Consider the following 13,527-nt stretch of genomic DNA (forward strand, 5'->3'; position numbering starts at 1 on the left):
TCACGGAAAAATGAGAATTGGGGAGATAAGTATGGCACAGCGTTTAGCCACAAACTACGCAACCGCCTTTTTCACCATGACAGAGCTAGAATTAAATCAATTTGTTAAATTTTTTGCTCAGGAAAGACTGTTACTAATGGAGCAAATTTTTGACAGCGGAGATCGTGACATCGTTATCCTTGATGGTAGTACTGAGATTCATCTTGCCTTCCTGAAGTTTGAGAATCGTTACATTTGCGACAGTTCATATCAAATAAAGGATATAGCTTTAGCCAATGTGATGAGAAAAGCCATGAAAACCTTCAAAGCTCATGGTATCGTGCATCGCATTTACGAGAACTATTCGATTGTATATCATTACGACGAAGGTTCAGTAACGAAAATTGAGGAAGTGAATGATCAAGAGGAATCGGTCATTTTTGAAGATAGCTCTAACAACTATGCAAAAGAGCTGCAATATCTATATAAGCAGACAGGTAGCGAACAAGAGATTCTGCTATTGAAAGAGGAAACTGATCGATTGCTGGACAAACGAATTTGGGCAAATGCGAATAAACCAAATTCTGTTACAACGATTGATAATAAGCTATCTGCTGTTTCACACCGCTTATTCATTCTAGAGGCATAAAACGGGCTGTGCATGTTTTCCTAACGGTCTAATAAATGATTGAATAAAGAAGGGCACACATATTGTGTCCTTTTTTTATTTGATTACATATTTTATAAGGCTCTACGCACGATTTTAATAACTGAAAAATTTTTATTTTCGGATAAGCTGAATTAATTCGCGAAAAGTATTGTGTTTTTATCTAAGACATGATATTTTAAATGTCGTTGACAGAATTAAATACAAAAGTAGTCAGTACTGCACTTGAGAAGATCGGTCCAGCCGAGTTTCTTACACCGGATAAAACCGGGCGTACCAAGAAAACAAGATTAGGAACCAGGATTCACTTTAAAGGGTGGACCATGAACCGCCCCCGTTAGTGAATGACGCAGGTCCTAGCGATGTTTTAACATTACACATGCTAGGAAGGGGGAACCGAAAGATGGAATATTCGACTTTCGGAAGACACGTTGCCATTGACACATGGGGAGTACAATTTGATTTACTGAATGATGCAGATTTCTTGAAAAAACAAATGGTGGAAGCTGCAGAGGCTTGCGGTGCGACTGTGCTAAGTGTACAGGCAAAACAATTTGCACCACAAGGAGCGACGGTTCTGGTTCTTTTGTCAGAAAGCCATTTATCCATCCATACGTATCCTGAGAGAGGTTTTGCTGCTTTGGATTGTTACACTTGTGGGGATACAGTAGATCCACAGCTTGCGATCGATTACATGGTTTCTGTTCTGCAACCTGAGAAAGTGTATGCCAAGAAACTTGTTCGCGGCATGGGAGAAATGGAAGTAGTAGAACCTGAAATGAAATTGCCAGCACAGGCAACTGTTTTATAACGAATACGAAAACATGAGGCGATATGTCCGTATGGGCAACCGCCTCATTTTCATTTATATGAGGTACATTTTGATACAGTAAAAAAAGGGAAGGCAATAAATGCCTTCCCTTTTCATATGCATTGCTTACCTGACTTAACGGAAAGGAGCGGTTACGGTTCTTCCTAAATCTCGAACGAGCATTCCGAAGTCGTTAGCCGCATTGCCTAAATTTCCACCAACTGTGGTAGGGCCCGTTGTCATGGAGTGTGCATGTTGACGGAAGGTACCGTCCATTTTTTTGATGCGGCTAGTCATAGCAGCGTCAGATGTTACTTTTACTTGATGATTAGGAACCAAGGTACGAGCGGTTTCATGAGCTTGACGTTCAATAGATTGGCGCTGTTTCGCATTCAGCCCGTTCTTCATTTGAAGTCCAACGATTGCATCTGTTTGGTACACGATAGCTGAAGCTGATTGAACACCATTAATTTTGGAACAGGCTCTTTCTACTCTGTCAGCCAACTCACGGTTGTATCCACCGTGGTCGTTATAGGTAGATAATGCATTGGTACGAGTACCACCACCCATGTGAGTGCCCGTATAGCCGCCGTACATATTGCTGGTCATGCCCATTCCGGAAGGTGATTGATACAGTCCGGGTCCTCCCATACGATTCGCACCATATGTTCCATAACCGTGAGTACCATAGTTAGGATGTTGATTGGTCATGGTACCATAGTTATTTGGTGCCATCTGGTTAGTACGATAGTTATTTGGTGTCATCTGGTTAGTACGATAGTTTTTTGTGCCATACCCTCCACAAGCTGTTGTTAATGCAGTTACTAATAGAAAACATGAAGCTGTAAGCAGCGCTTTTTTCATATTGTTTAACCACCTCCATTAGCTAGTGTGAGCAGATGGAGGTCAAAATACTTTAGGAATTCTACCCATGTAAGGCAGATTTCATTAGGTAACGAGCAAGGTTAGTTGAGGAGCTGAAACACTGTGTCCCCCTAAATTAGTGGAGTGAGTTGTCAATAATGGCCCAATCCCTGTACCACCAGCAAGACTTTGTAAAAAGGTTAAGAGATTACCTGTAATAAAGGTTCTTTCTGATGGTTTCCCACTTATCGAAATATGATGGATGTGCTTTGGCAGAAGGGTAAAGCGTTCTCCCTTCTTATCAAATGTAAGTTGTTCAACCCCTGACAAGATGAAAGCAGGTTTTTTATCGAGATATATATATTGTTCAGCCGTAAGAAAGGGGTTCTTTGTTTGCAGGCTGGGCATGTCCAGCCTAATAGTAACATCGTTCAACCCGCTTTGAAGCAGGTTAGATATCAATTGACGATTCTGTAGCGTAGATTTTTCACATGGTAAGGATGGAAGCGGTACAGCCCATTGATGATAAGGTGTAAAGCCATATTCTCCTTCCCATGAAGAAAAGTAAAGGGTAAATGGGATGGGGAAAGTGGGATGTATTTTAAGAGCATGTGGCAAAAGATGAGCGAGAATTTCTGTATCAATCCAGATAAGCGAATCGGTTGGTAAATAGTTCTTGGTTAATGGAGATGGGAGATGTACGGGTTCTCTTGTTCGTAGTAGGTGATACATCTGTTTCACGAGCTCATTCAGCATATTGTCAATCAAAGCACGATCAAAGGTAAGCATGGAGCTGCCTGTTTCCGTTCGAAGTTCTCCTTCTCTATTTTGTGGGAGTGTCATGCGAGAATGTAGCCGGATTATAGCGAGCTCGTATTCGGTTCCATCACTGCGACAGGCATAGATCTGTTCGTCTGTAATCCGCAATTGAGTCTGGAGTAATGGAAGAAAGTGTCGTTTCAAAAAGGCAGAATGAAGGGCTTCAGTGTAACGAAAGATGGTTGGAAGCTGAGAAAATAGTTCTTGAGATAAAGTATGGGATGATTCAAACAAAGGCAAGCTCTGTTCCAGTTTTAAAAGCTGTTGAAAAGTTGTCCAGGCCAAATTCTGGGAGGTTGCCGATACTCTTGCCTGATGAAATGCGTCGATGATCTTCTGCTCATCACAAGTGGAAATATAAGCTTGTCCCATTTCGTTATTCCGTGTCCAAATGGTTATGATAATAATGGATTCAATTGTATCCCGCTTAAATAAGGAAGCGTCATTATGCCAAACCCTTTCGTAATGGCTACGACTGACTGTATATAGGCAAGCAAAAACTCCGAATGTATCAGCCAGCTTCATAATAGTTGAACCAATCTGACGCCATTTTGAGATCCGGAACGAACGATTTTGATCAGGTTTAGTCAAATCATTTTTCACCTCTCTGTACACTTTTTCCTACGTGTACCATCGAAATAGGGGTCATTTTTTTACATTTTTACGATTGTGAATGTAACACTTACCTGTTATTATGGAAGGTATGCAAATAAGAGGAGGAACTTATGAAACGCCCTGATATTCGTAATATCGCAATTATTGCTCACGTTGACCATGGTAAAACAACCTTGGTTGACAAATTGCTGATCCAATCTGGTACATTCCGCTCCAATCAACATGTGGAAGAACGTATGATGGACTCCAATGATTTGGAAAGAGAACGCGGGATTACTATCCTTGCTAAAACCACTTCTGTAAAATACATGGACTATACCATTAACATCCTTGACACACCTGGTCACGCTGACTTCGGTGGTGAGGTTGAACGTATAATGAGCATGGTAGATGGTGTGTTATTGATCGTTGACGCTTTTGAAGGCTGCATGCCGCAGACTCGCTTTGTATTGCGTAAAGCCCTGGAAGCAAACGTAACGCCGATTGTTGTTCTGAACAAAATTGACCGGGAAAATGCACGCCCACAAGAAGTAATCAATGAAGTATATGATCTGTTTATTGATCTGGATGCAACAGAAGAGCAATTGGACTTCCCCATTGTTTATGCATCTGGTATCCAAGGAATTGCCGGACTAGAAGCGGATAAACTTCAAGGTGACTTGAAACCATTGTTTGATACCATTATAAAAAGCATTCCTGCCCCAGAAACAGATGAAACTAAACCACTTCAGTTCCAAGTAACCATGCTTGATTATAATGAATTCCTTGGTCGTATTGGAATCGGCCTTGTATATAATGGTGTTGTTAACGTTAACGATCAAATAGCAGTTGTGAAACGTGATGGTTCTGTGAAGAAAATGCGTATCCAAAAGCTATTTGGTTTCCAAGGCTTGAACCGTGTTGAACAAAAAACGGCAAAAGCTGGTGACATTATTGCTGTAGCTGGTTTAGAGGATATTAACGTAGGGGAAACGGTTTGTCATCAAGATCATCCAAATCCGTTGCCGCTTCTTAAAATCGACGAGCCTACTCTGCAAATGACATTTATGGTTAATAACAGTCCGTTTGCTGGTAAGGAAGGTAAACACGTTACATCACGCAAACTGCGCGATCGTTTGATGGCTGAACTTGAAACAGACGTTTCATTACGTGTAAATGAGACAGATTCACCAGATGCATTCATCGTATCAGGTCGTGGTGAGCTTCATCTATCCATTCTGGTAGAAAACATGCGTCGTGAAGGGTACGAGTTGGGTGTATCCAAACCAGAAGTTATCATTCGTGAAATCGATGGTAAAAAGATGGAACCTGCTGAACGCCTAATCATTGACGTTCCTGAAGAATATACAGGTCCGGTAATGGAAACATTGGGTACACGTAAAGCAGAAATGGTTAACATGATTAATAATGGATTTGGGCAAGTCCGTCTTGAGTTCTTAATACCTTCTCGTGGATTGATCGGCTACCGTACCGAGTTCTTAACCATTACTCGTGGCTATGGTATTTTGAACCACTCCTTTGATAGTTATCGCCCTCTTGTACCTGGTATCGTAGGCGGTCGTCATGCTGGTGTACTTATCTCTAACGACACAGGTGTTTCTACTACCTATGGTTTGATGTCTGTTGAAGATCGTGGATTCATGTTTATCCATCCTGGTACAGAAGTGTATGAAGGTATGATCGTAGGAGAACATAACCGTGATAATGATTTGACGGTTAATATCATCAAAGAAAAGCATGCAACCAACGTTCGTTCTGCTAACAAGGATGAAACGGTTAAAATGAAAACTCCTCGTATTCTAACCCTGGAAGAGGCATTGGAGTATTTGAACGATGATGAACTGTGCGAGGTTACACCTAAATCTGTTCGTCTACGTAAAAAATACCTGAACAAATCAGATCGTGAGCGTTATGCAAAACAAAGACGCAGCGAATAAGTAGTTTATTCTTATTCAACAAGCCACTTGGGATTTCCTATATCCTAAGTGGTTATTTTTAAAACTAATAATCAGAATTATTTATATAGTAATTCATCCTGAAAAATCTGAAGGGATTGAAGATTAGATGGAAATTAGAAAACCAAACAATGTAGAACTAGAAAAGATTGGTAACCTCTCCGCACAGGCAATCTACGATGGAACATTGGGTGAAGTAATGCCCACGTACGAAAAAGTCCAGCAGCTGGTACAGCCATTATTAGCGAAAGGCAATTATTATTTGGTAGCCGTTGAAGCTGACGAGATCTTGGGATGGGTGCTAATTGGAAAAAGTGTAGACCAGTTTTCGGATAGCATGCACGGATTTATTTTTGAGCTGTATGTATTAGAAGAATACCGAGGAAAAGGTATCTCTACATTGTTAATGAAGGAAGCTGTTGAGCATTTGAAGAATGATGGACATACAGAAATTCGTCTAAGTGCGAAGGTGGAAAACCATGCCGTTAAACTATATGAACGAATGGGCTTTCGTACAAGAAGGGTAACAATGAGCTTGTCATTATAGTGAGACGAGAAAGGGGGGAAAGTGACTAATGTAAGAGAGTTATTCCTTCCTAACTGTCCTTTTTTTTGACAGGAGCGGGTAAACATTGCTAAAGTAAAACTGTTATGGATGTTACACATATGAGGTGAGTAGTTTGAAAATCGGATGTCATATAAGTGTGGCCAAAGGATTGGAAAAAGCCGTACAACAAGCGGTTCTACTTGGAGCAGAATCGTTTCAGGTGTTTACCAAAAATCCTCGTGGTCTCAAACCTAAAAAAGTTAATCAAGTTGATGCCGATAATGGTGTATCCTTACTTCAAAAACATGATATTACTCTTGTTTGCCATACTCCTTATATTACAAATATGTCAACACCAAAAGAGGATCTGCAAGAAGTTACGATTCGTTCCATAGTGGAGGATTTGCATATCGCTGAGGCTTATGGTGCGATTGGAGCGGTAGTACATTGCGGTAAGCATGTAGGAGAAGGAGAAGAGTACGGGACAAAACGAATGGTAGAAACGCTTGACTTAATCCTAGAGCAGTATGATGGACCTGTGAAGCTACTTTTGGAAAATACGGCTGGACAAGGTACGGAATTAGGACTTACGATCAAGTCGCTGATGGAAATCCGTAATGCTACGAAGTTTCCTGAAAAAATTGGTTTTTGTTTTGATACGTGCCATGCATTTGCAGCTGGTCAGTGGAATCTGGATTCGTTTGACCAATTAATTGAAGAGATGAAATCAACAGGCTACCTGGATAGCCTTGTCTGCATTCACTACAACGATAGCAAAGCTCCTTTTGATAGTCATAAAGACCGTCATGAAAAAATCGGGAAAGGCGAGATTGGGAGCGAAGCACTTGCCAAGTTCTTAACATGTCCTGATCTACAGCATTTGCCAGTTGTGTTGGAAACACCAGTAGATGATGAAAAAGAATATGCCGAAGAAATAAAATATCTGCACGAGTTACGCCAAGGCTAGTTAGGTAGCAGATAGAGGAGAGGAAAGCATGGAATGGATCGAGCTAGCTTCTATTTATGAACCAGCCAATCCAAATTCGTTAACGTGGTATGATTTGTTCTTTCAATGGGCAGATTTACAACGTTTCTGGATTATTTTTGTTTATTTATTGATCGTTTACTATCTAGGCTTTGCGGAGAGAATTCGCATGCCGATTTTAAAAACAGCCATGCTTATCATCCTATTGTTAATCGGTTCTATAATTTTCTCCATTCTTGACACACAATTACCTGTAAGAGGCGGACTATTTGTTGCCATCCTAGTCTTGCTCGTTGTAAAATTCCGCAGTAAAGCAAGTAAATCCCGAAGAGCGGAGGGATAAGAATGAAACGCTCAGATGCTTTGTATAACTGGCTACAGATTCGTGTTGTGCTGGATGAAAGACCTGATGATTTATCAGCACAGGATACAGAATCATTTTTTAAACAAATTCTGGTTGAAGACCATAAGTTAAATATGTTAACCTATGTACGTGAGGAACTTCATTATGTGCTTACATATGTGACAGAAGAAGGACCAAAAGAAACGAAGTTCGATCGGGATGCAGTAGAACTTTTACTCACAGCGATTCAGGCTGAACCTAAGTATGCAGAGTAAGAAAAATGATAATCGGCTCCCCCGGTAATCTCGGGGGAGCCGATTTGTTTTGAAATATTTATTATCATCTCAGCCTACTTATCCTACGTAACGGTCTACTCATTGCTGCAATAGTCCCAAGAACTTTGTTGGTCAGGCCAAATCCAGTGATTCCCCATGTATATGGATTATTATAACAACTCCGCTTTTGTCTTGCTTTTACCATGCAAATGCCAGCGACAATAACAAATGTACCTAGAACAATTGTAACAAAACCTTTCCTCATGCTCATCACCTCCCTTGTTAGTTTGGCTTTATACAAGCAAGGCTAATCCGGAGAAATGTTGGTTATGTGTTTAAAAGAAATAAAGGAAAATTGAAACATTCGATTAGCTTCAAACGTCTAGGAAACAGAATAATGAGAAAGGGGATTTCTCTCTCATGACCGTGAAAGGCTCAAAATTAGTCTGGGGAGCAGCAGTATTATTACTTTTATTTGCTTCATTACCACTGCTTGCAAATGCAGGAGAAGATAAAAATAAAGGGAATGACAAGCAACCTGCACCCATTGAAGTTGTGGAAGAAAAGCCACCAACTAATCCTGTAGTATTACCAGGACAAGTTAAAGAAAATGCGATGTATAATTTACGAACGTTGGAAGAAGAAAATCCTTTATTTAAGGACATGTTACTTAATAAATATCAGGATCGAGTCTTTGTAGTTGTAAAGGACCCGAGTATCTCTTTTGAAAAAAGCTTGGCTGATGTGACCCAGGAATATGGCCCAGAATGGGCAAGTATCTTAAAAGATGACTTTAGGGACATTTACCTGACCATTCGAGCAATGGAAAAAGGATTTGTAGAATATAACGAAGAGACAAAAGAGGGAATAACGAGTATTTCTGGAAAGGTAAATCAAGGAATCACTAAGGTTGTAGTCAAGACTGAAAAAGGGAACCAAGTTGAAGTGAAAAAATTTACAGCCCAGCATACATTCTGTATCAGTCTTCCTGCGGCTGCAGCAGGGGAGCTTATTACATTGCAGTCTTATGATTTTGACAAAATGGTAGAGGAAGTTAAACTTCGTATCAAGAATGCTCCTCCTAATGTTGAAAATGCAATCGTATACTCTCTTGCTCAATATAGTACGTCTCATAATGAAATGGTCTTTAAGGGAAAAGTGAAAAATAACGTGGATAAGGTGCGCGTAACGTTTGGTACGGTATCGAAAGAAATTCCAATGGAAAAGTCATGGAGTTATATCAGTTCGTATGAATGGCGCTTACCTTCCGATGGAAAAGGTATGCCTAAGGAAGCTTTTGTTGAAGCCATTGTAAATGGAAATATTGTGGATAGCAAAACAGTTGAAGTAGTTAACCTCTGGGGGAATTTGGAGAACAAGTGGAATAGCCTGATGGGTACTGAACCTGAACCAGCCACTACTCCTACCCCTGTTATCGTTCCTGCTCCTCAAGAAGATGACAAATCAGAAAAAGAGCGTAAAAAAGAGGAGAAGGAAAGAGAGAAAAAAGAGAAGGAAGAACGGAAGAAGAACAAGAAATCAGAGCGTGAAGAAGACGACGATGATTAGAAGTAAATATACAGAAAAAGCGTAATATAACAGGGTGTTCTTCAGTTGATAATGAGGTTGAAGACACCCTGTTTAGTTCGTGCAAGGGTATATGTATTTTTTCATTGATAAGATTGAACATAATCTATAATTTGTCGAATATAATCACCGATAATCGGTAGGGATAAGAACTTAGATAATAAAGCACCAAAAAAGGCCAGGACGATGGCTGTTCCAATTGTCAGACCTAGTCCTTTGGCCAAACCAGCAACGAAGTTAGTCCATAGCAATCGTTTAGGAGTCGTATAATTACGAATCATATCAGCTAAGCGTATTTCTTCGAAAAAAAGACCAAATTGTTGTAGCAAACGATTCGTCTCTTTGATTTCCTTTAGTTCATCAAGAACCTTTTCTAATTCTCCCTTTGTATGTTCTAGCTCCTGTAGAAGTTTATCATTTTTCTCAGGGGTCATTATGAAAACACCCTTTCTATGTGAAATGCGCATCTCTGCCGATGATAACATTGCTTCAGCCTGTGAGCCAATGTACAATTAATGATATATGCGAGAAAATAAGGAGGATGATGATATGGCAGAAACTGTAGCCGAATCTTTATCTGAAGAGCTTTATCAAATCCTGCAACAGGAACACTTTGTTACACTGGGAACAGTAGACCACGAGAGCAAAGGTCCATCTCTTAATGCAATCTCATGGGCGCTTGCTATAGATAAGAAGACAATTCGTTTTGCTGTAGATAGCCGTTCGCGAATTATCTCTAATGTGCAGCGTAATCCACAAGTAGTAGTAAATCTAATTGGTGCAGGTTCAACCTATTCGATAAATGGAAAGGCTTCCTTGCTAACAGAAAAATTGGAAGATGTACCATTGAAACTGGCTATGATTAATATTGATATCGAGAGTGTACGTGATATTATGTTCTATGGTTCTAGAATCAGTGTGGAGCCCAGGTACGAAAAAACGTATAATCAAAAGGCAGCAGCAAAACTGGATCAACAAGTTATGACTGCTCTGCGCAATGAAAATATCTAATTATCGGTAGCATAAGCTAAATGAGTGAACATCATACTTACTAGTAGGGAAAAGAGATCTTGCGATGGGGTCTTTTTTCTTTTTGGGGAATTTTATCATCGTATCGAAAAGCAAATGACTGATCCCTAGTAGAGATCAGTCATTTCGTCAATCGAGGTATTAACTTACGCATCTAAATGCTTTGTTATAGAGCGCTCATACATTTTTGCAGCCTGCTCAAAACGATGATTTTTAAGATGAATGTGACCCAGAAGCTGATATGTTTTTACCAGAAATTTCTGCATGTTCTTAATAGTAAAATATCCACGTGCATTTTCCAGGTGAATAAGAGCCTCATCTTCATTTCCATGAAACAACATCACTTCAGCTAATATAAACTGTGCTTCTGCTAATGTTTTTTCATCTCCAGTCGAGATAACCAGCTGGCACAATTCTTTTGCATCAGATACTTGTTCCTTCATTCGATACACATCTGCTAACACGATTCTAGTCTGATTAAGTAAAGAAATGTCCTTACTACTTTCTAAGGCTGAAAGGGCAAGCTTTAAGCTGTTCTCAGCTTTATCCAGTTGGTTGTTTTCAGTGAAGAGAGCGCCTAATCTTTGATTAACTTCTGCTAAACGAATAGGCTGGTTAGCAATCTGGAACAGAGATGCGGCCTGTCTGAAGTTAAGCTCTGAATTATGATAATCTGCAATTGCTTGGTAGCAATTACCCAGGGCTAAGTACAAGTCACCACTTCTGTAAAGAATGCCATAATTTTTGTTCAAATCTTGAGCGTGATGTAAATGTTCAATCGCGGAATAAAATTCTCCCAACAATACATGCATGTTTCCAAGATGCAATAGAACAGAAATGCGAAGTAATCCACTAATTTCATAGCGATTCAGCAATTGAAGAGCCTCATGTAACAGCGAGACAGCGCTTTCAGGTTTGTTCCCTTCACAATAAAAATGACCTAATGAGTCAAGAGCTCGAATTAACACTGTAGGATTATCATTTTCTCTTGTTAAGATAATACTGTTACGATAGTGTTCTTCAGCTTGGTCGGATCTGCCATCTATTTCGGCAATCTTTCCCTTTGCCCAGAGAAAAACGCCTTCCTCTGAGACTGGAATACTTGCTCCTTGCAATTTAATTAACCATTTACGGGCAATTTCCCATTCTTGTTCGTCTATTCTATTGATGATATGGCGCAAAGAATTTTGAATTTCGACTAGTGTGAAGGATGGATTTTCTGATTCGGTCCATAGTTCCTTGATTTCGGTTTGCAACCGTTTTGCCAATTGTTCCAATATTTCAGGAGAAGGAATTACCTGTCCTTTTTCAATTTGGCTAACATAGCTGCGGTTACAAATACCTTCAGCAAGGTCACCTTGTGTCATCTTTAATCTTTTACGGAACTCGCGAAGTCGTTTACCTACTTGCGTCATATAGCAAACACCCTTGTTCATAAATTTGTTTTTTTCGTGAATAATTACATTATACATCTAACTTTGAGAAAAGTAACAATAAAATATACGTTGTGAAAGAAAAAATAAGTAACAAAATTTAATTTGTTGTTTTTTAATTAACGAAACATTTTAATTATGTTTGGTATAGATAAAAAAATGGGGCTGCGTAGCCCCATTTTAACTATTTATATAGTCCCACTAAACGTGTTACCGTTTCTGGCTGTTCACTCTTTATCCCTAGTTTAACTAACAGTTTGTAAGACTTTACTGCATATTGGTCTAATTGTTCTTCACTAAAATAAGCTAAAGCTTGTTCCAAATGGTAAAGTGCTTGTGCATGCTCATCGCATTCAGCCAATATTTCGGCATATGTCAGATTTGTTTCAGCCAATAAATGAGGAGTTGTTTTGTTAGTAATGATAGACTCACATAAGTCACGAGCTTTTATTATTTGTCCCATATCTTTGTATAATTGCGCTAATTCGCTCGTTGCATTGTTAGTCCAGTGTTTTTGATCCAGTTTTTGCAGGATTTCTAATGACTTAAGCAAATATACCTCAGCTTGCTCATGACGACTGGTTACTCGATACAAGATACCTAGGTTGTTATACGTGTTAGCAATCAATTTTTCATCCGGTATGATTTGTAATACTTCAAGTGCTAGTAGATTGTAGGTTTCCGCATGCTCAAAGTTCTGAAGATGTAGGTGGCAAATAGCCAGTCCCATATAGATATGGGCGCTTTTGTACATGGTTCCATATGCTTCATTAAGCGATACTGCCTGATTTAAAAGTTCAATAGCACTATAATACTCTTCCAGATTACCGTGCATTTTGGCAGAGGTGTAAAGTAGCGAAATGCGAAGCAATCCACCAATTTCGTAGCGATTCACAACTTGTAAGGCTTCATTCAAAAGTGGAATAGCTTTTTTGGCTTGCCTGGTCATGCCGTAGAAATATCCTAATGATTGTAAGCTTCTGACCAAGGAGATGGGATCATCCACTTCTCGTGCTATCTGAATACTATTTAGTAGGAGCTCCCCCACATCTTCAAAACGCTGGTCATATTGAGCTAACTCTGCTTTTGCCCACAGATAAACCGTTTGATCCTGTGGTCGCAATTGCTGACCCTTCAGTTTAAAAAGCCATTTGCGAGAAATCTCCATATCATTTGCTTCCAGACGATTTACGATATGTCGAAGTGCATTTTGAATCTCCACTTCAGAAAAGCCAAGTTGAGCTTCTGACTCAGTCCATAGCTCTTTTAAATCGGTTTGTAGACGCTTCGCCAGCTGATCTAGGATTTCAGGAGATGGAATTACATTTCCTTTTTCAATTTGGCTTACGTAACTTCGATTACAAATACCTACGGCGAGTTCTTCTTGTGTCATGCGCAAGTTTTTTCGAAAATGACGTAAACGTTTACCGACATGTGTCACATTCATATCCACCATTCCCTGTTTTTATTTATTATTATACATACAAATTACTAAATTGACATATTTTTCTTACTATTATAAGATATATTTGTAACCATAATTCAAATTATTATTTGGGGGTGCGTTTTTGTGAAGAAATTCGGTGCAGACGCGTGGGGCTAATTGCTCATTTGGCGA

15 protein-coding genes are annotated in these 13,527 nt (G+C 39.6%); 9 read left to right on the plus strand and 6 right to left on the minus strand.

Annotated features, from left to right (window positions below):
- Window positions 1–31: 31 nt before the first annotated feature.
- The gene (locus tag LM917_RS14955; RefSeq protein ID WP_232698336.1) at window positions 32–628 is read left to right on the plus strand and encodes a hypothetical protein; all 597 of its coding nucleotides are present in this window, start codon (window positions 32–34) and stop codon (window positions 626–628) included.
- A 421-nt stretch (window positions 629–1,049) separates the two neighbouring features.
- Window positions 1,050–1,457 carry an adenosylmethionine decarboxylase gene (gene speD / locus LM917_RS14960; RefSeq protein ID WP_232698337.1) on the plus strand — a complete coding sequence of 136 codons (408 nt, stop codon included), beginning with the start codon at window positions 1,050–1,052 and terminating at the stop codon, window positions 1,455–1,457.
- A 135-nt stretch (window positions 1,458–1,592) separates the two neighbouring features.
- Here speD and LM917_RS14965 read toward each other — a convergent pair whose 3' ends face one another.
- Together LM917_RS14965 and LM917_RS14970 are read right to left on the minus strand one after the other, a co-directional pair.
- Window positions 1,593–2,321, minus strand: a complete 729-nt coding sequence (locus tag LM917_RS14965) for a YhcN/YlaJ family sporulation lipoprotein (protein WP_232698338.1) — start codon at window positions 2,319–2,321, stop codon at window positions 1,593–1,595.
- Window positions 2,322–2,405: 84 nt separating this feature from the next.
- On the minus strand, window positions 2,406–3,731 hold the full coding sequence (locus tag LM917_RS14970; RefSeq protein WP_232698339.1) for a hypothetical protein: 1,326 nt from the start codon (window positions 3,729–3,731) through the stop codon (window positions 2,406–2,408).
- A 134-nt stretch (window positions 3,732–3,865) separates the two neighbouring features.
- Here LM917_RS14970 and typA point away from each other — a divergent pair, with 134 nt between their 5' ends.
- The 5 genes from typA (at window position 3,866) to LM917_RS14995 (ending at window position 7,860) form a co-directional block, all read left to right on the plus strand.
- Window positions 3,866–5,692, plus strand: coding sequence for a translational GTPase TypA (gene typA / locus LM917_RS14975; RefSeq protein ID WP_232698340.1), 1,827 nt, complete (start codon window positions 3,866–3,868; stop codon window positions 5,690–5,692).
- Window positions 5,693–5,819: 127 nt separating this feature from the next.
- Window positions 5,820–6,257 (plus strand): GNAT family N-acetyltransferase, encoded by a 438-nt coding sequence (locus tag LM917_RS14980; protein WP_232698341.1) that lies wholly within the window; start codon window positions 5,820–5,822, stop codon window positions 6,255–6,257.
- A gap of 133 nt (window positions 6,258–6,390) precedes the next feature.
- Window positions 6,391–7,224 carry a deoxyribonuclease IV gene (locus LM917_RS14985; protein ID WP_255668334.1) on the plus strand — a complete coding sequence of 278 codons (834 nt, stop codon included), beginning with the start codon at window positions 6,391–6,393 and terminating at the stop codon, window positions 7,222–7,224.
- 28 nt (window positions 7,225–7,252) lie between these two features.
- A complete protein-coding gene (locus LM917_RS14990) occupies window positions 7,253–7,585 on the plus strand; it encodes a YlaH-like family protein (RefSeq protein ID WP_232698343.1) in 333 nt (110 codons plus the stop codon).
- Window positions 7,586–7,587: 2 nt separating this feature from the next.
- On the plus strand, window positions 7,588–7,860 hold the full coding sequence (locus tag LM917_RS14995; RefSeq protein ID WP_232698344.1) for a hypothetical protein: 273 nt from the start codon (window positions 7,588–7,590) through the stop codon (window positions 7,858–7,860).
- 64 nt (window positions 7,861–7,924) lie between these two features.
- Here the strand turns inward: LM917_RS14995 and LM917_RS15000 are convergent, their stop codons facing one another.
- Window positions 7,925–8,125, minus strand: a complete 201-nt coding sequence (locus LM917_RS15000) for a hypothetical protein (RefSeq protein ID WP_232698345.1) — start codon at window positions 8,123–8,125, stop codon at window positions 7,925–7,927.
- A 155-nt stretch (window positions 8,126–8,280) separates the two neighbouring features.
- On the opposite strand from LM917_RS15000, the gene LM917_RS15005 reads away from it, so the two are divergent.
- Window positions 8,281–9,429 carry a hypothetical protein gene (locus LM917_RS15005; protein ID WP_232698346.1) on the plus strand — a complete coding sequence of 383 codons (1,149 nt, stop codon included), beginning with the start codon at window positions 8,281–8,283 and terminating at the stop codon, window positions 9,427–9,429.
- 101 nt (window positions 9,430–9,530) lie between these two features.
- On the opposite strand, the gene LM917_RS15010 is transcribed toward LM917_RS15005, so the two are convergent.
- On the minus strand, window positions 9,531–9,881 hold the full coding sequence (locus LM917_RS15010; RefSeq protein WP_232698347.1) for a DUF5665 domain-containing protein: 351 nt from the start codon (window positions 9,879–9,881) through the stop codon (window positions 9,531–9,533).
- A gap of 115 nt (window positions 9,882–9,996) precedes the next feature.
- On the opposite strand from LM917_RS15010, the gene LM917_RS15015 reads away from it, so the two are divergent.
- Window positions 9,997–10,458, plus strand: coding sequence for a pyridoxamine 5'-phosphate oxidase family protein (locus LM917_RS15015; protein WP_232698348.1), 462 nt, complete (start codon window positions 9,997–9,999; stop codon window positions 10,456–10,458).
- Window positions 10,459–10,622: 164 nt separating this feature from the next.
- Here LM917_RS15015 and LM917_RS15020 read toward each other — a convergent pair whose 3' ends face one another.
- Together LM917_RS15020 and LM917_RS15025 are read right to left on the minus strand one after the other, a co-directional pair.
- Window positions 10,623–11,891: a helix-turn-helix domain-containing protein gene (locus LM917_RS15020; RefSeq protein WP_232698349.1), complete on the minus strand. Its 1,269-nt coding sequence runs from the start codon at window positions 11,889–11,891 to the stop codon at window positions 10,623–10,625.
- 202 nt (window positions 11,892–12,093) lie between these two features.
- Complete coding sequence (locus LM917_RS15025) at window positions 12,094–13,356, minus strand: helix-turn-helix domain-containing protein (protein ID WP_232698350.1); 1,263 nt, start codon at window positions 13,354–13,356, stop codon at window positions 12,094–12,096.
- Window positions 13,357–13,527 lie beyond the last annotated feature (171 nt).

The sequence above is a fragment of the Brevibacillus daliensis genome, assembly GCF_021245735.1.
In the GTDB taxonomy this organism is placed as follows: Bacteria; Bacillota; Bacilli; order Brevibacillales; family Brevibacillaceae; genus Brevibacillus_B; species Brevibacillus_B daliensis.

What these genes read in the sequence shown, in the direction of transcription:
- typA (WP_232698340.1), top strand. Translation starts at nt 3,866, where the DNA reads ATGAAACGCCCTGATATTCGTAATATCGCAATTATTGCTCACGTTGAC.
- LM917_RS14995 (WP_232698344.1), top strand. Translation starts at nt 7,588, where the DNA reads ATGAAACGCTCAGATGCTTTGTATAACTGGCTACAGATTCGTGTTGTG.
- LM917_RS15010 (WP_232698347.1), bottom strand. Translation starts at nt 9,881, where the DNA reads ATGACCCCTGAGAAAAATGATAAACTTCTACAGGAGCTAGAACATACA.
- LM917_RS15015 (WP_232698348.1), top strand. Translation starts at nt 9,997, where the DNA reads ATGGCAGAAACTGTAGCCGAATCTTTATCTGAAGAGCTTTATCAAATC.
- LM917_RS15000 (WP_232698345.1), bottom strand. Translation starts at nt 8,125, where the DNA reads ATGAGGAAAGGTTTTGTTACAATTGTTCTAGGTACATTTGTTATTGTC.
- speD (WP_232698337.1), top strand. Translation starts at nt 1,050, where the DNA reads ATGGAATATTCGACTTTCGGAAGACACGTTGCCATTGACACATGGGGA.
- LM917_RS14955 (WP_232698336.1), top strand. Translation starts at nt 32, where the DNA reads ATGGCACAGCGTTTAGCCACAAACTACGCAACCGCCTTTTTCACCATG.
- LM917_RS14965 (WP_232698338.1), bottom strand. Translation starts at nt 2,321, where the DNA reads ATGAAAAAAGCGCTGCTTACAGCTTCATGTTTTCTATTAGTAACTGCA.
- LM917_RS14990 (WP_232698343.1), top strand. Translation starts at nt 7,253, where the DNA reads ATGGAATGGATCGAGCTAGCTTCTATTTATGAACCAGCCAATCCAAAT.
- LM917_RS15005 (WP_232698346.1), top strand. Translation starts at nt 8,281, where the DNA reads ATGACCGTGAAAGGCTCAAAATTAGTCTGGGGAGCAGCAGTATTATTA.
- LM917_RS15020 (WP_232698349.1), bottom strand. Translation starts at nt 11,891, where the DNA reads ATGACGCAAGTAGGTAAACGACTTCGCGAGTTCCGTAAAAGATTAAAG.
- LM917_RS15025 (WP_232698350.1), bottom strand. Translation starts at nt 13,356, where the DNA reads ATGAATGTGACACATGTCGGTAAACGTTTACGTCATTTTCGAAAAAAC.
- LM917_RS14980 (WP_232698341.1), top strand. Translation starts at nt 5,820, where the DNA reads ATGGAAATTAGAAAACCAAACAATGTAGAACTAGAAAAGATTGGTAAC.